Annotated in this window: 22 protein-coding genes; 4 read left to right on the top strand and 18 right to left on the bottom strand. The window is 37.5% G+C overall.

Annotated features, from left to right (window positions below):
- Window positions 1-219 precede the first annotated feature (219 nt).
- The 5 genes from DOK81_RS04435 to obgE all read right to left on the bottom strand — a co-directional run bounded on the left by DOK81_RS04435 (window position 220) and on the right by obgE (window position 4,609).
- Entirely contained in the window at window positions 220-663 is a 444-nt protein-coding gene (locus DOK81_RS04435; protein WP_206908795.1) for a lipopolysaccharide assembly protein LapA domain-containing protein, read from the bottom strand.
- 8 nt (window positions 664-671) lie between these two features.
- Window positions 672-1,460: an SDR family oxidoreductase gene (locus tag DOK81_RS04430; RefSeq protein ID WP_206908794.1), complete on the bottom strand. Its 789-nt coding sequence runs from the start codon at window positions 1,458-1,460 to the stop codon at window positions 672-674.
- Window positions 1,457-2,401 (bottom strand): ribonuclease Z, encoded by a 945-nt coding sequence (gene rnz / locus DOK81_RS04425; protein WP_206908792.1) that lies wholly within the window; start codon window positions 2,399-2,401, stop codon window positions 1,457-1,459. The genes DOK81_RS04430 and rnz overlap by 4 nt, the downstream gene beginning before the upstream one ends.
- 155 nt (window positions 2,402-2,556) lie before the next feature.
- On the bottom strand, window positions 2,557-3,147 hold the full coding sequence (locus tag DOK81_RS04420) for a DUF1269 domain-containing protein (RefSeq protein ID WP_206908790.1): 591 nt from the start codon (window positions 3,145-3,147) through the stop codon (window positions 2,557-2,559).
- 148 nt (window positions 3,148-3,295) lie between these two features.
- Window positions 3,296-4,609 carry a GTPase ObgE gene (gene obgE / locus DOK81_RS04415; protein ID WP_277988512.1) on the bottom strand — a complete coding sequence of 438 codons (1,314 nt, stop codon included), beginning with the start codon at window positions 4,607-4,609 and terminating at the stop codon, window positions 3,296-3,298.
- Between the two features lie 296 nt (window positions 4,610-4,905).
- On the opposite strand from obgE, the gene gap reads away from it, so the two are divergent.
- Window positions 4,906-5,916 carry a type I glyceraldehyde-3-phosphate dehydrogenase gene (gene gap, locus DOK81_RS04410; protein WP_206899084.1) on the top strand — a complete coding sequence of 337 codons (1,011 nt, stop codon included), beginning with the start codon at window positions 4,906-4,908 and terminating at the stop codon, window positions 5,914-5,916.
- Window positions 5,917-6,025: 109 nt separating this feature from the next.
- On the opposite strand, the gene DOK81_RS04405 is transcribed toward gap, so the two are convergent.
- Both DOK81_RS04405 and DOK81_RS04400 read right to left on the bottom strand, forming a co-directional pair.
- A complete protein-coding gene (locus tag DOK81_RS04405) occupies window positions 6,026-6,958 on the bottom strand; it encodes an alpha/beta hydrolase (protein ID WP_206908788.1) in 933 nt (310 codons plus the stop codon).
- Window positions 6,959-7,434: 476 nt separating this feature from the next.
- Entirely contained in the window at window positions 7,435-8,529 is a 1,095-nt protein-coding gene (locus DOK81_RS04400) for a DUF871 domain-containing protein (RefSeq protein ID WP_206908786.1), read from the bottom strand.
- A 186-nt stretch (window positions 8,530-8,715) separates the two neighbouring features.
- Here DOK81_RS04400 and DOK81_RS04395 point away from each other — a divergent pair, with 186 nt between their 5' ends.
- The gene (locus DOK81_RS04395) at window positions 8,716-9,459 is read left to right on the top strand and encodes a peptidylprolyl isomerase (RefSeq protein WP_206908784.1); all 744 of its coding nucleotides are present in this window, start codon (window positions 8,716-8,718) and stop codon (window positions 9,457-9,459) included.
- A 74-nt stretch (window positions 9,460-9,533) separates the two neighbouring features.
- Here DOK81_RS04395 and fabZ read toward each other — a convergent pair whose 3' ends face one another.
- Entirely contained in the window at window positions 9,534-9,974 is a 441-nt protein-coding gene (fabZ, locus tag DOK81_RS04390; RefSeq protein ID WP_067482356.1) for a 3-hydroxyacyl-ACP dehydratase FabZ, read from the bottom strand.
- 237 nt (window positions 9,975-10,211) lie between these two features.
- On the opposite strand from fabZ, the gene fabI reads away from it, so the two are divergent.
- Entirely contained in the window at window positions 10,212-10,967 is a 756-nt protein-coding gene (fabI, locus tag DOK81_RS04385) for an enoyl-ACP reductase FabI (protein ID WP_206908765.1), read from the top strand.
- 165 nt (window positions 10,968-11,132) lie between these two features.
- On the opposite strand, the gene DOK81_RS04380 is transcribed toward fabI, so the two are convergent.
- Window positions 11,133-12,185, bottom strand: a complete 1,053-nt coding sequence (locus DOK81_RS04380; protein WP_206908763.1) for a branched-chain amino acid aminotransferase — start codon at window positions 12,183-12,185, stop codon at window positions 11,133-11,135.
- 113 nt (window positions 12,186-12,298) lie between these two features.
- On the opposite strand from DOK81_RS04380, the gene DOK81_RS04375 reads away from it, so the two are divergent.
- Window positions 12,299-13,216 carry a mechanosensitive ion channel family protein gene (locus DOK81_RS04375; RefSeq protein WP_206908761.1) on the top strand — a complete coding sequence of 306 codons (918 nt, stop codon included), beginning with the start codon at window positions 12,299-12,301 and terminating at the stop codon, window positions 13,214-13,216.
- Window positions 13,217-13,522: 306 nt separating this feature from the next.
- Here DOK81_RS04375 and DOK81_RS04370 read toward each other — a convergent pair whose 3' ends face one another.
- The 9 genes from DOK81_RS04370 to DOK81_RS04330 all read right to left on the bottom strand — a co-directional run bounded on the left by DOK81_RS04370 (window position 13,523) and on the right by DOK81_RS04330 (window position 20,663).
- On the bottom strand, window positions 13,523-14,101 hold the full coding sequence (locus DOK81_RS04370) for a lytic polysaccharide monooxygenase (RefSeq protein ID WP_206908760.1): 579 nt from the start codon (window positions 14,099-14,101) through the stop codon (window positions 13,523-13,525).
- 190 nt (window positions 14,102-14,291) lie between these two features.
- Window positions 14,292-14,792 carry a cyclic-di-AMP-binding protein CbpB gene (cbpB, locus tag DOK81_RS04365; protein ID WP_206908757.1) on the bottom strand — a complete coding sequence of 167 codons (501 nt, stop codon included), beginning with the start codon at window positions 14,790-14,792 and terminating at the stop codon, window positions 14,292-14,294.
- Window positions 14,793-14,903: 111 nt separating this feature from the next.
- Entirely contained in the window at window positions 14,904-15,416 is a 513-nt protein-coding gene (locus DOK81_RS04360) for a metallophosphoesterase (protein ID WP_206908756.1), read from the bottom strand.
- A complete protein-coding gene (rph, locus tag DOK81_RS04355; RefSeq protein ID WP_206908754.1) occupies window positions 15,417-16,775 on the bottom strand; it encodes a ribonuclease PH in 1,359 nt (452 codons plus the stop codon).
- A 3-nt stretch (window positions 16,776-16,778) separates the two neighbouring features.
- The gene (gene racE / locus DOK81_RS04350) at window positions 16,779-17,591 is read right to left on the bottom strand and encodes a glutamate racemase (protein ID WP_206908752.1); all 813 of its coding nucleotides are present in this window, start codon (window positions 17,589-17,591) and stop codon (window positions 16,779-16,781) included.
- A gap of 171 nt (window positions 17,592-17,762) precedes the next feature.
- Window positions 17,763-18,419: an amino acid ABC transporter permease gene (locus DOK81_RS04345; RefSeq protein WP_206908750.1), complete on the bottom strand. Its 657-nt coding sequence runs from the start codon at window positions 18,417-18,419 to the stop codon at window positions 17,763-17,765.
- Window positions 18,420-18,433: 14 nt separating this feature from the next.
- Window positions 18,434-19,081: an amino acid ABC transporter permease gene (locus tag DOK81_RS04340; RefSeq protein WP_206908743.1), complete on the bottom strand. Its 648-nt coding sequence runs from the start codon at window positions 19,079-19,081 to the stop codon at window positions 18,434-18,436.
- A gap of 11 nt (window positions 19,082-19,092) precedes the next feature.
- On the bottom strand, window positions 19,093-19,908 hold the full coding sequence (locus DOK81_RS04335) for a transporter substrate-binding domain-containing protein (RefSeq protein WP_206908711.1): 816 nt from the start codon (window positions 19,906-19,908) through the stop codon (window positions 19,093-19,095).
- Window positions 19,909-19,925: 17 nt separating this feature from the next.
- Window positions 19,926-20,663 carry an amino acid ABC transporter ATP-binding protein gene (locus DOK81_RS04330; RefSeq protein ID WP_206908710.1) on the bottom strand — a complete coding sequence of 246 codons (738 nt, stop codon included), beginning with the start codon at window positions 20,661-20,663 and terminating at the stop codon, window positions 19,926-19,928.
- Between the last annotated feature and the right edge of the window lie 196 nt (window positions 20,664-20,859).

The following is a 20,859-nucleotide window of genomic DNA, read 5'->3' as shown; positions in this document are numbered from 1 at the left end:
TATTTTAGACAATTGAGAATTATTTCAAGGAGTTACTTGGGGAACACCGTGAATAAGGTTGTAGCTCAAGCGGCCAGCTCCAAAAGATAAGTGGTCAATCTTTCTTTACTCATTTCTTGGATAAATACCTCTCTCATTTAGTAACTATTAGACTTCCGCTATACAGGGACAAAAGAAAAAGGAGTACGATATCATCGTACTCCTTTTCTAGTTTACCGGTTAGTCAAAATAATTGAAGCTTTGTTGTGGCGATTGCGCACGATCTTCTTTAGCATTGCCAGTTTCTTCTAATTGGCTGATTTCCACTGTTTTTGCTTGTAGTTCTGCTTGGTAAGCAGCTTCTAGCTCTGCTCGTTCGTTGCGAAACTCTCGTTGTTGTTCTTCTTTTGCTGCTTCAATTTTTTGTTGTAAATTAGTTTGATGCTCTGCAAGTTCCTGTGTCAAGTTTTTGATTTCTTTTTTTTGTTGCCACAAACTAGCCGAAGCTGTTAAAAAGACGATCAAAGCACCAATCAGTGCTGAACCAATAATAACTAAAATCAATGGTGCTGAAAATGAAGCGAAGCCAAGACTCACTGGAACTTGTTCAATATTGAATACTGCAAATAAAACGATTACTAATACTAAAATAAAACCTAAAATCACACTACTTTGTTTTTTCATTTTTCCACCTACTTTTTGTTAAAAATTCCTCCAGCTAAGTAATCTCCAATATGCGGGAAAAGCGTATAGAATTTGGCTGCAATTTCCATGACAACAGGCTGGTTGATTTCACGTTTTGGATGACTCATACTCCGCACAATTTGTTTAGCTAACTTAGTTGGATCCAATACGATTTGTCCTAAGTTTGCTAAATATTCTCCACTTGGATCTGCTTTATCGAAAAATTCTGTAGCAATTGGTCCTGGATTAACCGTCGTGACTGTAACCCCTAATGGTTTTAATTCCAATCTTAATGCATTTGAAAAACCAATCACAGCAAACTTAGTTGCAGAGTAAATCGTTGATTTGGCTGTAGCCATTTTCCCTGCCATTGATGCTAGATTAATGATGTGGCCACTTTTTCTTTCAGCCATATCGATGGCGAATTTTTGTGTCAAGACCATCATACCTAACACATTAACTTCAAACATATCATAAGCTTTGCCTAAATCAAATTGCAGAAAATCTTCGAAGATACCAAAGCCAGCATTATTGACCAAAACATCCACTCGTCCGACTTCCGTCATTACTTTTTCATACAAACTTTCTACACTTTCTGGATTGCTAACATCAACTTGAAAAGCATACGCTTCTTTTCCACTTAATTCTTGGCACTTTGTTTTTACTTCTCCAATCAATTGAATCCGTCGAGCACAAGTAACCACAATCGCTCCTTGTCTTGCCGCTTCGTAACAGATTTCTGCACCTAATCCCGCAGAGCCGCCAGTTACTAGTACCACTTTATTGGCTAATTTCATGACAATTCCTCCTCATCTCTAAATGGAATCTCAATCACATCAAAATCTTTCATGATCGTTGTATTTGGGAAAATTTCTCGTGCTTCCTTTTCCAGCTCTAAGGCCGCTTTACCAACATATCGAGCGCTAATATGCGTCAACAATAATCGTGCAGTCTTTGCTTCCGTGGCAACTTCTGCTGCTTGATGAGAAGTTGAGTGAAAATAATTATGCGCCATTTTTGCTTCATTTTTGTTAAAGGTACTTTCATGAACCAATACGTCACTGTTTTTAGCAAGTTCAATAGCACTAGCCGTTTTTCTTGTATCACCTAAAATCGTTACGATTCGTCCTTTTTTATCTGGACCAACAAATTCTTTGCCATTAATTATTGCCCCATCTTCTAATCGAACTGTTTCGCCACGTTTCAACTGGCCATAAATCGGACCAGCAGGCACACCTAATTCTTTCAGGCGTTCTACTTGCAGCTCACCCTTATGATCCTGTTCGACAACACGATATCCGTAACTATCGATTCCATGATTTAATTTCTTTGTGTATACTGCAAATTGTTGATCTTTAAAAATAGGTTCATCCTCACGAACTTCAATAAATTTCAACGGATAACTTAAACGAGTTTGTGAAACAGATAGAGCCGTCTTAACAAACTGTTCTACTCCTTTGGGACCATAGATTTCCAATGGAGTATCTCCACCTTGGAATGAGCGACTACTAATCAAACCTGGCAAACCAAAAATATGATCCCCATGTAAATGTGTAATAAAGATTTTTTCGATTTTTCTTGGACGAATATTTGTACGCAAAATTTGCATTTGTGTGCCTTCACCACAATCAAATAACCAAATTTCATTGCGTTCATCTAATAATTTTAACGCGATACTTGTTACATTTCGCTGCTTTGCAGGCACTCCTGCACCTGTCCCTAAAAATTGTAATTCCATAATCTACCTGACTTTCTGTGAGTTCCCTCTAATTTTAGGGGAAAATCAACGGATAAGCAACCGAAAAAGACAGAGAAACGTGCCTAAAATACACTTTTCTCTGCCAGAATTTACTTTTTTCATCAGAATTACCCAACTAAAAAAGAAAACGGAACTTATTCTTGTGAATTGCCCTTATCTATTGGTTGATTTTCAACTGGTGGATGTTTTTCACTCCAAGTTTTTTGTGCTGCTTCTTTCGTACTACGTTCAATTTCTTTCGCATCCGCTACATCTTTTTCGACCTCATCATAATCTAATCGTGTGATTTCACCACCAAGTTCCATCATAACTAATTGGTTCAATGGGCGATTGTCTTCTTCTTCAGCAATCAAAATCAGACCTGTAGCACCCTCGCCAATTTTATCACCAACAAAGTCAAAAACGGTTTGCGCGTTTTGAATCTCTTTTGCATCTTGGGTTGCTCCAATCATTCCACCTGCAAACCAACCAAGTAAAATACCGAGCGGACCGCCTAAAATACCAACGAGCATACCGATCATGCCACCTTTTGAAGATTTATTACTTCCGGTAAAGTCGATAAAGTCTTCTACTTTAAATTGATGTGTGCCATTTGGATCATGACTGATGACAGCCATTTGTTCCCCCTTAATTTGTCGAGTAGCATGAAGCTTTTTGATTTCAGAAAAGGCTTGATAAGCTTGACTCTCCACATCAAAATTTAAAATAATCACTCGTTTGTTCATTTGACTCACTCCTTACTTTTTGCGTTCCTTTCATTTTACCTTTGATTGAGTTAGAAATAAAATAAAAACCTCTAAACGAAAGCGCTTATTTCAATATAAAAAAAACAAAAGAGAGGGGACAAAATTTTTGTCCCCTCTCTTACTTATTTTATTCAACAAATTCAAATTCAAATTCTCCAATGCGAACAATATCTCCATCTTTCGCACCACGAGCACGTAATGCTTCGTCCACACCCATTCCACGTAATTGACGTGCAAAACGCATAACTGTTTCGTCGTGATCGAAATTCGTCATTTGGAATAATTTTTCGATTTTCTCACCAGTCAATACCCAAGTTGCATCTGGTTCACGATCAATTTTGAATTCTGGTCCTTCTGGTGTAAATCCATAATGAACTGTTTCTTCCTCGATTTCTTCATCATAAAGAGGAAATTCTGGTGTTACTTCTAATAAATCAGCAGTTGCATTCAATAATGCATCCAGTCCTTTACGAGTCACACCAGAAATTGGAAATACTGGAATATCATCTGCAAATTCATCTGCTTTTTCTTTATTCAATTGCTCTTTGAATTTCACCAAATTTTCTTCTGCATCTGGCATATCCATTTTATTCGCAACAATCAACTGTGGACGTTCTAATAAACGCAAATTATAAGTAGATAATTCATGATTGATTGCTAGATAATCTTCGTAAGGGTCGCGCCCTTCCATTCCGCTCATATCGATCACATGTAAAATAACACGGGTACGTTCAATATGCCGTAAGAATTGCGTTCCTAGCCCAACACCTTGTGAAGCTCCTTCAATTAATCCTGGTAAGTCAGCTGCCGCAAAGCTACGACCATCAGTCGTTGTTACCATTCCAAGATTAGGAACTAACGTAGTAAAGTGATAAGCACCGATTTTTGGTCGTGCAGAAGAGATAACTGAAAGTAATGTAGATTTTCCGACTGAAGGAAAACCAACTAAACCAACATCGGCTAAGACTTTTAATTCCAATTCAATTTTACGCTCTTGTCCTGGCTCACCATTTTCTGCGATTTCCGGTGCAGGGTTTCGTGGTGAAGCAAAGCGAATATTTCCGCGACCGCCACGTCCACCTTTTGCAACTACTAAAGTTTGACCGTTTTCAATCAAATCGCCTAGTAAAGCGCCTGTTTCTGCATCACGTACAGTTGTTCCTTGAGGGACTTTAACATATGTGTCATCTGAACCTCGGCCATGCATCCCCTTGCTCATTCCATTTTCACCTGGTTGTGCTTTAAAATGACGATTAAAACGAAAGTCCATCAATGTGCGCAAGCCTTCATCAACCACTAAAATAACATCGCCACCGTGACCACCATCACCACCAGCTGGTCCGCCATCAGGAACATACTTTTCTCTACGAAAAGCAACCATTCCGTCGCCGCCCTTACCAGCTTTCACATCGATTGTCACTTGATCTAAAAACATGGACATATTCTCGTCCTCCTATTGTATTTATTTATTTAAATTTCTCGACTACCTGAATTTCCACAATAAACAAAAGTCCTATTTATTTTAGCGATGAAATCATGTTTTGTCTATCTTTTCAGCCAAAACTTTGCTATCTCTTACCAATTTTTGTATTTTTAGCAAATCCATTTGGAAGTTTCAGAAAAATCAAGTGAAAAGATAAATTTTTTGACAAATTCTAATTTTAGTAGCAAACTTAAATCGTATTAAGAGAGGTTGCGGCACTTTCACAGCCTAAATTAAAGGAGGAACTTTTGATTATGACAGTAAAAGTAGGTATTAATGGATTCGGACGTATTGGACGCTTAGCGTATCGTCGTATCAAAGAAGTATCTGATGACATCGAAGTAGTTGCAATCAACGATTTAACAAGTCCAACTATGTTAGCACAATTATTGCAATTCGATTCAACACATGGTACTTATCCTGGAACAGTTACTGCTACAGAAGACTCAATCGTGGTTGATGGTGAAGCAACTCGTGTTTATGCTGAACCTGATGCAAGTAAAATCCCTTGGGTAAAAGAAAATGGAGTAGACATCGTACTAGAATGTACTGGTTTTTATACTTCAGAAGAAAAAGCACAAGCTCACTTAGATGCAGGCGTTAAACGCGTTGTGATCTCTGCTCCAGCTGGCGCAATGAAAACAATCGTTTATAACGTAAACGACGACACTTTAGATGCAAATGATAAAATCATCTCTGCTGGATCATGTACAACAAACTGCTTGGCACCAATGGCTTATTTCTTAAATAATGAATTTGGTATCGAAGTTGGTACAATGACAACTGTTCATGCTTATACTTCAACACAAATGTTATTAGATGGACCAGTAAAAGGCGGAAATTTACGTGCTGCTCGTTCTGCTGCTGACAACACAATCCCTCACTCAACTGGTGCTGCAAAAGCAATCGGCTTAGTTATCCCTGAATTGAATGGTAAATTACAAGGTCATGCTCAACGTGTCCCTGTTGTTGATGGTTCATTAACAGAATTAGTATCAATCTTAAAAACAAAAGTAACTGCGGATGAAGTCAATGAAGCAATTAAAAAACATACAATTGACAACCCATCATTTGGTTATGATGATCGCGAAATCGTTTCTGGTGACGTAATCGGAACAACTCAAGGTTCAATCTTCGATCCAACACAAACAGAAGTAACTTCAGCTGGTGATTACCAACTTGTTAAAACTGTTGCTTGGTACGATAACGAATATGGATTCACTTGCCAAATGATTCGTTTGTTAGAAAAATTCGCTAACTTATAAGAAATTTTTCACTAAAAATTTCTTGCGACACTAAAAAGAAGCTGAGACAAATGTCTCGGCTTCTTTTTTATAGTTAGTATCACGAAGTTCCTGTTTCACCTTCACACACTTAAAAGTACTTCGCTAGAAAGTCTTTTACTACCTGCTGGTATTTATCTGGATCTACAGAGTAAGCTTTCGCATGTTCTGCGCCCTTTACGACATATTTTTCTTTTGGTGCGTTGGTCGCTTCATAAACTTCATTTAACATTTTAAATGGAACAAAGGTATCTTCGTCACCGTGAATAAAGAGCATTGGCGTTTCATTTTTCTTCAATTGTTTGACTGCACTTGCTTCATTAAAAGAGTAACCTGCTCGAACTTTCGTCATTAAACTAGTAGCAGGCATCAATGGAAATGCGGGTAGATTAAACATATCTGCTAATTGATATGAAAGCTCCTCATTTACAGAAGAATAGCCACAGTCCTCAATAATTGCTTTCACATTATCAGGTAGTTGTTCTCCGCTGGTCATCATGACTGTTGCCCCACCCATGCTGATTCCATAAAGAGCGATTTCTTCTTGTTTGCCATTTGTTTCAAGAACTTTGTTGATCCACTTTACATAGTCTTTTCTTTCTGGCCAACCAAATCCAATATAATTCCCTTCACTTTTCCCATGTCCTCGTGCATCTGGAAGTAGGACATTGTAGCCTAGATCATGGAAAATTTTAGCGTAGTTTGCCATCGTTTCCGCATCACCCATATAGCCATGCGCTGCAATCACTGTCTGATTACTTGGTTTAGCTGCAGGAAGATAAATGGCAGAAAGTTTTAGTTGATCCTCTGATTTAATGGTCCAATACGTGCGGTTTTCTTTTGCTTTGAACCAGGTTTGCGTTGCAGTTTCTTCTGCCGTTTTTGTAGTACCAGGTGTATCTTCGCCGATAAAATCTTTTGGTGCTGGAACGATCGCATAATTATAAAAATAATTCGCTGCAAAAATTAACCCAATCGTGAATAGTAGGATCACGCCAATACTAATTTTTACCCAAAGTTTCATATTTTTCATCTTTCTCCTATCATTTAAATTAAAAATAAATCACGAAACGAACAAATTTAGTTCTAAGTATAATCAATGTCTGTGCCTGATGCAAATCGATTTGACAAACAAAAAAGGACCAAGACAATTTCAAGTCCTGATCCTTTTGGAAGTGCGTATGATAAAAACATATTTTGAAAGGCTGTTTGATTCTTTTAATTTATTGCTTGAAGTTTAACGCTTGGAACCATAACCTTTTTCTACGGTGTTCCCAAAACAGCTCCTCCATATAGCTTGCACCCACTTTAAAATATGAAAAGCTATTTTAAGTATCTGCTCGCTATCTCGTCGGAGCTGAGCGTTTTGTACCACAACCTTTTTCTACGGTGTTCCCAAAACAACTCCTCCATATAGCTTGCATCCACTTTAAAATATGAAAAGCTATTTTAAGTATCTGCTCACTATCTCGTCGGAGCTGAGCGTTTTGCACCACAACCTTATTTCATATTTTCAATCAATTTAAAGCTTGACCATGGTTTCAAGAAATCAAGCAAGAATAATTCATCTGCTGAAATTCGGCCGACCACATTCACTCGTCCATCATTTTTCATTTCTTTCAGAGCAATTTGTGTTTCACCTTTATATTGACCGTAGCCAACATTATCAATCAAAACATCTCCGTGAGTCATATCACGAGTATTATGAGCTGGGAAAGGTTTCTCTTTGTAATAAATACGTGTCATTGTCGAACGTAAAATATACTCTGAACGGTCTCCTCGGTAACTGTGTAAGTTATCAAATAGACAAATCCGTTCGTCTTCTGTAATTCCTTCTTCTACATCGACTTTTAGCGTTGGGTAATCTGCGTTGAAGGCTTCTGCCATTGCTTTTAACTCTTCTTCACTTGCATAGGCGTTCCCAACAGAAATATCATCGATCAAACCAGTCAACATCAAATGTTTTACTTGTGTTGAAATTTCTAAGTCACGATGGTCTTCTAATGAACACAAACCATCCTGTGTTGGCCATGGACCGAACGTTGCAACTTGTGAATTCACAAAAGCCATTGTATTCAAATTATATTTTCTGAATTTTTCTGAGCAATAAACAAAGTGATCGTAACTTAAACCAGAATAGCGATGTGGATAAAAGTTATGTGACCCCAATAAATTATTTGTATTTGGTGAATAACTCATGATGTTATCCACGTAGTTTGTTCCAGAGCTCATATTGATTTCAATTTTGATTCCATATGGGTTACGTGTCATCTTTGCTTCTTCTGCACCCGTAAAACCAATATCTAAACGTACACCATATGCACCCATTTCATCAAAAAATGATAAGTCATCATAAGAGATCTCAAGTTGTTCAAATAAGGCAGGATTAATATCCACCATTACTTCCATTCCTAAGCTATTCGCATAGTCGACTACTTTTGTAAATTCGGCTAATACTTGCTCTTTGTCATCGTTCACTTGCAGCAAGCTTGTAAATACGCGTTTAAATCCATATTTGTGTGCTAGATTTAAATATGCTTTATCCTTTTCAAATGTTGAGCGTTCTGGGTAAATCGAAACTCCAAGTTTTCCCATAATCCTATTGCCTCCTAGCGGTTTGCTTTTTTGTATCCACTTACATTATAACAAACATGATACAAATGGTCTACACCTTTTGCTACTGCTTCAAAAAGAAAATTACTTTCCAATTTTCATTAGGTTTTTGCTCGAGAATTTGCTATCATAAATATAGACTATTTTTAAGAAAGAAAGGATCCAGATATGAAAAAGAAAAAAATAATGTTAACATTTGGATTAGCTGCAGCTCTACTAGCTGTTGCGGGTTGTTCAACAAATCAAACAACTACTTCAAGCACAAAAGCAAGCACTGCAGAAAGTACGACTGAAAGTAGCGTTGACCTAAACGCATTAGAATTACCTCAATTAACGAACGAAGTTGCTGCAAATGAAGCATTGGTCGAAATGACCACTAGCGAAGGAACGATCAAAATCAAATTGTTCCCTGAATTAGCACCAAAAGCAGTCGAAAACTTTTTGACACATGCCAAAGATGGCTATTATGATGGTTTGACTTTCCATCGAGTAATTAAAGACTTCATGATTCAAGGTGGCGATCCAAAAGGTGATGGCACGGGTGGCGAAAGTATTTGGGGCGAAGGATTTGAAACAGAAATTTCAAATCAGTTGTACAACATCCGTGGCGCACTTTCAATGGCGCGCTCTCAAAATCCAAACAGTAATGGCAGTCAATTCTTTATCGTCCAAAATTCTGATGACGTCCATGACGGCTTACTAAAAGATGACTACCCTCGCGCAATTATCGATGCGTATAAAAAAGGTGGCTATCCAAGTTTAGATGGTAGCTATACTGTTTTCGGACAAGTCATCGAAGGCATGGATGTTGTGGATAAAATTGCTCAAGTTGAGACAGATAGCAATGACAAGCCAAAAGCCGACGTAAAAATCGAAAGTATCAAAGTTTTACAAGAAGCTAAAACAAAATAAGCACGTAAAAAGAGGAGAGGACTTTTAAACAAGTCTTCTCCTCTTTTGTTTGATTACATTAAAAAAGCAGCGCATTAAGCATCTTGGTTTACGATAAAAGTGAATTCACATTCGCAGACTTTTTTGTCATCAACGTAAGCAGCTGATAGTGCAGTGCCAACAGCTCCTTTTAATTTTGTGATTTCAAAATGACATTTCATGACATCTCCAGGTACAACTTTTTGACGGAATTTGGCTTTATTGATTCCCCCAATATAGGCACGTTTCCCTAAAAATTCTTCTGATTTCAAAATTAAAATGGAACCAGCTTGCGCCAAAGTTTCTAAAATCAAAGCTCCCGGCATCACTGGATTATCTGGAAAATGTCCTTGAAAAAAATCTTCATTAATTGTCACGTTTTTAGTTGCAACTATTTTCTTTCCTGGTTCTAATGTGTCCACATAGTCAATATAGCAAATCGGGTAGCGATTAGGAATCAAATCCATTACTTCTGTAGCAGATAAAACATAAGACATATACATGCTCCTTCTTTCGTTTCAGGCAAATGCCAATTCATTTATTACTTTGATTATCAAAGTATCATATTCCTAATTATTTAGCAATCTTTTTTTTATTATCAAAAAAATAGTTTGACAATCAAAGCATTTTGCCTAATAATAAGAAATCAAGGAAGTTATTTTTTAAGCACTTATCTTTTTATCCTACTTTTTTACTAGACAACGAAATTTTTCGCGAAACAAAGGAGAGTCAATATGTCATTTTTAAAAGGAAAAAAAATCGTCATCATGGGCGTCGCAAACAAAAAAAGTATTGCATGGGGCTGTGCCGAAGCTATGCAAAAACAAGGGGCAGAAATCATCTATACTTATCAAAATGAACGCATGAAAAAATCTTTACTGAAATTAGTTGGTGAAGATGCTTTTACTGTTGAGTGTGATGTCGCTAGTGACGAAAGTATCGAGCAAGCAATGGATGCCATCGGCGCTTACGCTGGTGAGATTCACGGACTTGTTCACGCAATCGCTTATGCAAATAAAGAAGAATTATCAGGTAATGTTTCAGATATTTCAAGAGATGGTTATCAATTAGCTCAAGATATCAGTAGCTATTCCCTAATCGCTGTAACAAAATATGCACAAAAGTATTTAGCACAAAACAGCGGGATCGTCAGCATGTCTTATCTTGGATCAGAACGTGCAATTCCAAACTACAACATGATGGGCATCGCTAAAGCGTCACTTGAAGCAGCTATTCGTTACTTAGCTGCAGAACTTTCACCAAAAGGTATCCGCGTTAACGGAATCTCTGCTGGTGCAATTAAAACTCTAGCTGTGACAGGCGTCAAAGATTACCAAAAGCTAATTCAATTATCAGAATCACGTACACCAGATCAACAAGGTGTCACAATTGAAGAAGTCGGCAATGCTTGTGCCTTCTTGATTAGCCCACTTTCAAGCGGTATGATTGGTGACATCATTTATGTTGACAAAGGTGTTCACTTATCATAAAAACATCTAATATTCTTTAGAAACAATTTATAAAGCTGCGGTTGGCGAATACGTCATCCGCTTTTTTACATCTATCATTTGATTGAGCAACAACAAAAGAAGCTGGAAAATAACTTTCCAGCTTCTTTGTATGTTTAACTTTATTAAAAAGTAATGGTTCTTGTACTATTCCACTACTTGGATCCAACCTTCAGGTGCTTCTACATCCCCAAACTGAATACCCGTTAACTCGTCATATAAACGTTTCGTTACAGGACCCACTTCTGTTTCACTATAGAAAACATGGAGTTGATTATCATGATAGATTCCGCCAATTGGTGAAATAACTGCAGCTGTCCCACACGCACCTGCTTCAGCAAATTCATCAAGCTTGTCAATAAAGACATCTCCCTCGATGGCATCCATCCCTAAACGTTCTTCAGCCAACTGTAGTAATGAATATTTGGTGATACTTGGTAAAATAGATGGTGATTGCGGTGTGATAAATTTCCCATCTTTCGTGATGCCAAAGAAATTTGCCGCACCGACTTCTTCAATCTTTGTATGCGTTGCTGGATCTAAATAAACACAATCAGAATAATCTAGTTCATGTGCTTGTGTTCCAGGTAATAAGCTGGCTGCATAGTTGCCGCCTACTTTAGCTGCTCCTGTTCCTTTTGGTGCAGCACGGTCATAATCTGAAACGATAAAGTTCGTTGGTTTTAAGCCACCCTTAAAATAAGCACCAACTGGTGTACAGAAAACAACAAATAAGTATTCCGGTGCCGGATGCACACCAATGTTTTCCCCTACACCAATCAATAAAGGTCTTAAATAGAGCGTTGCACCCGTTCCATAAGGTGGTACAAATTCTTCATTTGCTTTGACAACCTCTTTGACTGCGTCAACAAACATTTCTTCTGGAACCATTGGCATCAACAAACGACGCGCGCTTTGGTTCATTCGGCGACTATTTTGTTCAGGACGAAATAGATTGATTTTCCCATCTTTCCGACGATACGCTTTTAATCCTTCGAAACATTGTTGTCCATAATGTAACGCAGGTGATCCTTCGTGAATCGTTAAGTAGTTATCTTCTGTTAACTCACCTTTGCTCCATTCTCCATCTTTCCATTTAGCAATGTAGCGCCAAGGTGTTTTGATATATGAAAACCCAAGATTATTCCAATCTATTTGCATGTTCGTGTCCCCTTCATGTTTTTCTCCATATTTTACCATTCGCTTAGTTGTTTGTCATTTTTATTTTGAAAGACACTTTTTCTCTTCCATTTTCTTTTTTTCTACTTCTTGATACAATGTTACAAAGAACGAGTGAAAGAAAAGAGGATTCTATGTATTTAGCACAAATAACTGAAACAAAAACAACATCAAGTGAAACAATTACCGATCAAGCCGTCCAACAAGTAAATGCCTTCCAGCGATTTTGGAATGAGATTGATTGGGACGAGATTCTTGCAACTTTTATTGAAAAAACACTGTATTTGATTTTTCTAGTCATTCTTTTTAGTGTTCTGAGCAAAATCGGAAAATATTTACTTGATAAATCATTTAGCCAATATTCAAAAAAAGCTAGTTTGAACGAAAGTCGTTTAAAAACCTTACACAGTTTACTTCATACGATTTTTCATTATACGCTTGGCTTCTTCTTTATCTATGCATTGCTTTCCGTCATTGGTGTGCCGATTGGCTCCTTACTAGCAGGTGCCGGAATTGCTGGGGTCGCTATTGGTTTAGGTGCGCAAGGCTTCATGAATGACATGATTACTGGTTTTTTTATTATCATGGAGCAACAAATGGATGTTGGAGATTATATTCAATTGGCAAATTTATCCATTGAAGGTACGGTTGTTTCTGTGGGAATCCGTACACTACAACTCAAAGCAACTGACGGAACCGTGCACTATATTCCCAATCGAAATATCACGACCATCAGTAACTTATCTCGAGCAAATATGTTAGTTCGTTTAGATATCCGAATCGTCCCTGAAGAAGGTTATGACAAAATTCAAGCAGTGATCCAACAAGTCAATCAACATCTAGCAGAAAAATATCAAAATGAATTACAAACTGAACCAACTATTTTTGGTCTCGTTGATCTAGGAAATAGTAACTTTGCAATTCGAACGATCTGCTATGCTTTAAATGGCAAACAATATGTCTTAAAGGAAGAATTTCTTAGCGCATATGTCCAAGCCTTGACAAAAGCTGGATTTACGATTCCGAATACACCCGTCGGACCCGTTGTATAAAATAAAGAAAGAATTTGTCAAAAAAGAAAGGATGAGATAGCTGCTTTTATCGTTTAAAAACTCTTTCGAAAAAAAGAGTGATCCTTTCATTTCCAGAATGATGATTCTGTCATTTTATTTTCTACTGTCTGATGTTGTTTTATGCCGTATGTCTCAGATTACGAGTAACACTTACTCTTGTGGTAACAACACAAAAAAGGAGAAAAAGAGTTTTTGCTCTTTTTCTCCTTTTTTAAACTGTGCTCTTCTCCAAAAAGTTTGGCTTTAGAGATATACATAATCTGTAACTTTTTTTATATTCACTTTTTATTGAACATTCACGTCCATAACTTGATAGAAAGCATTCACTGTATCACTAATGTTCCAAACAGCTAAAATAATGTGATAACCATTGCGATCTTGCGGAACAGAGATAGTATGGCTCACCAATTTTGGTGGTACTGTTGCATTGTCATTTACTTGACCAATTCGTTCGAAATCGCTAAATTTTAATGGCTGATTAGGATTCCAACCTGGTTTTGTCATATAGTAATCCCAAGTACTTGTGCGATGTTGGGCAGTTAATGTCCAAGAAACATTTAATGAACCCGTATTGATTTGACTCTTATGCCAACGCGTCGCTGTTTGTTCGTCTAAAGGTTCGAAACCAGTTACACCTGCACTTGCAATTTTTCCGTCGATAAATGTGTTTTTCAATGCTTCAATACTTTGTGGTTCCCACTGTGCACGACCAACATTTTGATTTAAGTTCCCTGCAGCTGCCGTTCCAAAATAGGCCCGACTACCAGGTTGGGTTACATAGCCATGTGCAAATCCGGGAACACTAAAACCAAACAAACCAATTCCGACCAAAACCAACAATAAGACTTTACCAAGCTTTTTCATAAATGAACCTCCTATGATTTGATAGCTACATTGTAACCGCTTACTCTTATTTTGGAAATAAATATGCTTGGCTGTTTGGTTATTAAGTTGCACAACAAAAAAAGCAGATAGCAGTAAAAACCTTGCTATGTCTGCTTTAAATCAACTATTTAACGTTTAAAATAACCGATAAAATAAAATCATCGTTTTTTTAATTTAACAGATTGATTGTTTCTTTTAGTCCTTCTGTTTTAGAAGTCAAAATGTTTCGTCTCTCTAATTCGTGAACCATGAAGTTTACTGCTTTTAATAATTCTTTTCGCGTGATGATTCCTTTAAAAACTTTGTCTTTTGTCACAACTGGTAAAAAAGGTGAGTCAACTAACAAATGCAATACATCTTCTAGTTCCCAATTTTCGTCAACCGTTGTAACATCTACTTCCATTACATCTGCGACTGTCAATCCTTCTAATGGTTCCATGCTGATATTTTGCAAATCCAGCATCTTATTCACGACATCAGATAAGCTGATCAATCCAACAAAGCGATCGTTTTTGTCTAAGACCGGGATTTTTGAATATCCGACTTTCGACAAAACAAGCAAGCCGTGAGAAAGCGGATTTTGGTAAAGAACGTTTGCTACATTCTCTGCTGGGATCAAAAATGTATCTTGATTTTCCAACAGCATTTCTCTTACTACAGGTCCAATCATTGAGTGGCCTCCATTCTTGTTTGTTCAACAATTTTATTTTACCGAAAACGGATGCAAATTCCATAAAGAAATGATGAACTTTTAGCAAAAATTAGAAATTAGTCCATAAAATCAGCGAGAAAAGTGAAACACTAATTCTTCTACTGGTTGATGTGCACGATTATAATACTGAACATTGATTTCATCAGTTAAACTTTCAATGATTGCATACGACGGAATTTGAATGAGGCCGCGTGGTTGTGAAATACTGCCAGGATTTAAAAATAAAATACCTTTTTCCATCTCACAACCGATTTGATGTGTGTGACCAAAAAATGCCATATTTGCTTCGACTGATTGTGCTTCTAAAGCTAATTGAGTCAAATCAAACCGAACATTCGATAGATGTCCATGGGTAAGATAGATGTTGTCACGACCAGTATTGATGACTTTTTTAGCTTCAAACCCTGGACCATAATCACAATTTCCTTGAACAACTTGAAAGTTTTCCCACAATGAATCATCTGCAGGTAACTCTGAATCTCCGCAATGAAAGAAAAAATCAACGTCTGAACGATAACGTTTGACTAAGTCCACTAAGATATCACGGTCACCATGATTATCACTTACAACTAAATAGCGCATTTATTTTGCTCCTTCCAACCACTGTTGCCATTTTTGGCTCAATTTTTGCATTGCTTGTCCGCGATGACTCACTAGATTTTTTTCTTCACTAGACATTTCCGCAGCTGTGTGTGCTGAACCGTCTGGGATGAATAACGGATCATAACCAAACCCATTATCCCCTTCAGGAATTCTAGCAATTTTCCCAGGCCATTCGGCTTCCACCACTAAGCTATCTTTATCAGGCGCTGCAAACACTAATGTACAATGAAATTGCGCTGTTCGTTGTTCATTCGGGACATCCGTTAACTCGTGCAATAATTTTGCATTGTTTCCTGCATCACTTTTTGGTTCACCGGCAAAACGAGCAGAATAAACGCCAGGCATTCCACCGAGTGCATCGACTTTTAATCCAGAATCATCAGCCAGTACAGGCTGTTTCAAGATTTGTGCAATTGTTTCTGCTTTTAAACGTGCATTTTCTTCAAAGGTTTTCCCTGTTTCTTCCACATCTGGTATTTCTGGATAGTCAAACAAGGTTTTGACTGTATATCCTTTTTTACCAAACATTTGGCGAAATTCTTCCGCTTTTCCAGGATTTTTTGTTGCAATAACAATTGTTTTTGTTCCATCCTCCACTTGAGTTGCTTTAGCTGAAAGTTCAGTCAACAGCGCATGCTTTTGTTCTGCAATCAGCTGTTCAATTGCTGACTTTCCATAAAAAAGCATGTCATTCAATTGTTCACCATCAAAGGTTGCTTCTTCACCTGTTCCTTGAATCTCCACAAATTTTCCAGATTCAGTCATCACTAAATTCATATCAACTAGTGCTGCAGAATCTTCTTCATAATCCAAATCCGTTACACATTGACCATCAGGCAAGATTCCTACACTAATGGCAGCCAAGTGTTCTTTCAATGGATCTTCTGTCACTTCTTTTTCTCTGACTAGTTTTTCGATTGCTAATGTTAAAGCGACAAATGCACCTGTGATACTTGCTGTACGTGTTCCACCATCCGCTTGGACAACATCACAATCAACAATGATGCTTCTTTCGCCTAGCTTTTCTAAATCGACCACCGCGCGTAAAGAACGTCCAATCAATCGTTGGATTTCCATCGTTCGACCGGTTAATTTTCCTTTGCTGCTTTCACGACGGTTTCTGGTATTTGTTGCTCGAGGAAGCATGCTGTATTCTGCCGTAACCCATCCAGTACCAGTTCCGCGTAAAAATGGTGGAACTGACTCTTCAATTGTTGCAGAACAAATCACTTCTGTGTCTCCAAAACTGATGACCACTGATCCCTCAGGGTGTTTGAATACATTGGTACGAATATCGACTTTTCTTAATTCTTGTGCTTTTCTTCCATCATGACGCATGCGTTAATTTCCTCCTAGTTCGATGTGTTCAACTTCTAACTCATCAAGCGGTAACCAGTCTTGCGCAATTTCTTTGAACAATTTTGGTGAGCCGGTTGTGTAAAATTTGTTGATGGTTCTTCCTGGAATAGGATTGTTACTAATTTCAAAATAATCGAGGAGCATAGAAACTTCTCCGACAGTCTCAGCCCCCGAGTCGATCAAAGTCACACTTTCTCCCATCACATTTTGAATAATCGGGCGTAATAAAGGATAGTGGGTACAACCTAAAATAAGTGTATCTAAATTTTTAGTTAATAATGGTGCTAAAGTTTCTGCTACGATTTTCTTTGCAACAGAGGAGTGATATTCGTTGCTTTCGACCACCGAAACAAACTTTGGACAAGGTAAGCTATTAACAGTTAACTCCGGTGCTTTTTCTTTGAGTGCTGATTCATAGGCACCACTTTTCACCGTGCCTAATGTTGCAATCACTCCTACTCGTTTATTTTTCGTTGCTTTTAAAGCCGCGCGCGTTCCTGGAAGGATAACGCCAATCACAGGAATAGGTAACGCCGCTTTGATTTCATCCAGAGCTACTGACGTTGCCGTATTACAAGCAATCACAAGCATTTTGATTCCTTGATCCACCAAGTAATCGGTCATTTCCCACGTAAATTGAATCACTTGTTCAGCAGGTCGTGGACCATATGGACAACGCGCAGTATCTCCTACATATAAAATATTTTCATTTGGTAATTGTTTCAGTGCTTCTTTGACAACTGTAAGTCCGCCAACACCTGAATCAATAAAACCTATTGGGCGATTATCTGACAATGGAACCCATCCTTTTTTTTGATTTCATTCTATCTGTCTATTGTGGACTTTTTGAGGCAATTTTTCAAGTCTTGAACTTTTTGAGCGGGTTGCTTAACACACTTTTTTTACAAAGAAAAAACCCCAATTCTTTGTTCTTTTTTAAACAAAGAATTTGAGATTTTTTATTTATTAATAACTGTATTTCCGTCGTTCTAAAAATCCGGATAATAATGATAATGCATAACAAATGACAAAGTACATCAAAGTCATAGCGACAAACATTGGCAAAACATAATTTGTATTTTGCCCATAAATGATTCGTGCTTGGTGCGTCAATTCTGGTAAAGAAATAATTACCGCTAATGACGTATCTTTAATTAGCGAAATCAATTGACTGACGATTGCAGGAATCATTGATTTAAACGCTTGTGGCATGACGATTTTACGCATCGTTTCAACGTAAGTCAATCCGGTTGATAAACCTGCTTCCATTTGTCCTTTTGGTACGGCGTTCAATCCTGCGCGGAATATTTCTGAGAGCATAGCTGATTCAAAAATTGTCAACGCAGCAACGGCGGACCAAAAGATATTCATTTGAATGCCCACTTGTGGCAAAGCAAAATACGTGAAGAAAATGATGAGTAACAATGGCAGATTACGAATAATATCAATCACCAAGCCAACGATTTTGGATAAATAAGGAATATTCGCAAAACGAATCACACCAGTTAAACCACCAATCAAAAAACTAAAGATGATAGAGACCAAAGAAACTTCGACAGTCACTTTCAACCCTTCTAGTAAAAAACGGATATTCATCCATGAAAAAGCACCACTAAAATCCATTCAACTTCCTCCTTCTATGAACGAACTGCCCATTTTTTCTCAAGATGAACCATCAAATAAGAAAGGGGCAATGTAATAATCAAATAAAATAGACCAACAATAATATAGGTATCAAATGTATTGAATGTTTCACTAGCAATCAAGTCCCCTTGATACATCAAATCTAATCCTGCAACCATTGCTAGAATAGAGGAATTTTTCACTAGATTGATGAACTGATTTCCTAACGGTGGGATAACTATCTTAAATGCTTGAGGCAAGACGATATACCGCATTGTTTCTGAGTAAGTAAAACCAGATGACATGCCTGCTTCCATTTGTCCACTAGGAACTGTTTGGATCCCTGAACGAACAGTTTCTGCAATAAATGCAGATGTATAAATCGTCAAGCCAATTGTTCCAGCCTGAAACCCATCTAATTGCATCCAGTACATCGGTACAACTACATAGAAAAACATGACAATGATCAGCAACGGAATATTCCGGAAAAATTCAACGTAAGCTTTTGCTAAACCATTGATCCATTTATTTTTTGACAACTGAAAAATTGCCATCAATGTTCCAATAACCAAACTAGCTATGAGCGCCAAAATACTAGAAAAGATTGTAATTTTGAATCCTTCTGCAAAGGTCGCTCCATAAGTTTGTATCAATTCACTCATATTGTCCCTCCTTAATCAACTTTGCCATCCGTTTCATTTGGAAACCAGTGTTGATAAATTTCATCATAGGTGCCGTCAGCAATCATTTCTGCTAATGCTTGATTGACTTCATCCAAAAATTCTTTCTGCCCCTTATTGATGGCAATTCCATACGGTTCATTGGTAAATGTACCTCCTGCCAACGTATAGCTTGGATTTTCATCCGCCATTCCTAAAAGGATCGCATTGTCAGTCGTCATTGCATCTCCTTGTCCCGATTGAAGTGCCGTAAATGCCTCTGCATAGTTCTCTAATTCTAAAATATTTGCATCGGGTGCATGTTCACGAATATTCGCTGCTGAAGTCGAACCTTTGACAGCCAAAACGGTTGTCGAAGCATCTAAATCAGTCACACTTTGGATACTGCTTCCTTTTTTGACTAGCAAAGATTGTCCAGCATCAAAATAAACGTCTGAAAAATCCACTTGTTTTTTTCGTTCATCGGTGATCGTCATCGTCGCAATGATTGCATCGATGTTTCCATTTTTTAACAACGGAATTCTAGTTTTCGAAGTCACTTCAACAAAATTTGCTTGTCCCTCTTTACCAAGTATTTTCTGTGTGATTGCTTTTGCAATATCGATATCAAAGCCTTGAACTTCACCAGACTTGATGTCCATCATTCCAAATAAACGAGTATCATATTTGACACCCCAAGTGATCTCATTTGTTTCTTTGATTCTTTCTGCGATATTTTCGTCCGCTACGCTTGCTCCCTTACAGCCAACCAGTGCAAGTAACACGATACTTAGCAGAAAGAGTAGACGAAAGCTTTTATGCTTTTTCATACAATTCCTCCTAAATTTTAATGGTTGATTACTTTACTAATAAATTGTTGTGCTCGCTCTTCTTGTGGATTGTCAAAGAAACCTTTTACATCGCGACTCTCTTCTAAAACTTCTCCTTCAGCCATAAAAATCACTCGATCTGCTACTTCTTTTGCAAACCCCATTTCATGAGTGACCACGATCATTGACATTCCTTCTCTAGCTAACTTCTTCATAACGTCTAGTACATCCCCAATCATTTCTGGGTCAAGCGCTGAAGTTGGCTCATCAAATAGTAGCATCTCTGGATTCATGGCTAAACCTCTGGCAATCGCAACACGCTGTTGTTGTCCACCAGATAGCATCGATGGGTAAGAATCTTTTTTGTCTAGCATATTAACTGTATCTAAAAATTTTTCAGCATTTTTGATTGCAGTTGCTTGATCTTGCTTCAGCACTTTAATTGGTGCTAGTGTGATGTTTTCTAGTACAGTTTTATTGGGGTATAAATTAAAATGTTGAAAAACCATCCCGATATTTTTACGCACTTCTGTTAATTTTGTCTGTTTATCTCTTAAATCTTTGTTATTTATCAGTAGTTGTCCTGAGGAAATAGTTTCTAAGCCATTGATGCAACGCAACATTGTACTTTTTCCAGAACCTGAAGGCCCGATGACAACAACTACTTCCCCCTTCTCAAATTCGAGGTTAATATTTTTCAAAGCATGGAATTTTCCATAGTACTTTTCCACGTTTTTAAATTCAATCATTGCCATATCATTACACTCCCATTATTATTTAGTAAGATTTCTTTTAAAGATACTTAATAAAACATATTATATCTGATAATAAAGGGAAATGTAAAGTTTCTACGTTATTTTCTACAAATCTATTTTGTTTTTGAATGTTCATTTCACTTCAATTTCCTTTGTACCCTTTCCGCGTTTTTTCATTTGACTAGTTGTTTCTTCC

The sequence above is a fragment of the Enterococcus sp. DIV0660C genome (genome assembly GCF_017316125.1).
Lineage (GTDB): Bacteria > Bacillota > Bacilli > Lactobacillales > Enterococcaceae > Enterococcus_B.
This window is presented reverse-complemented; position numbering and strand designations above follow the sequence as displayed.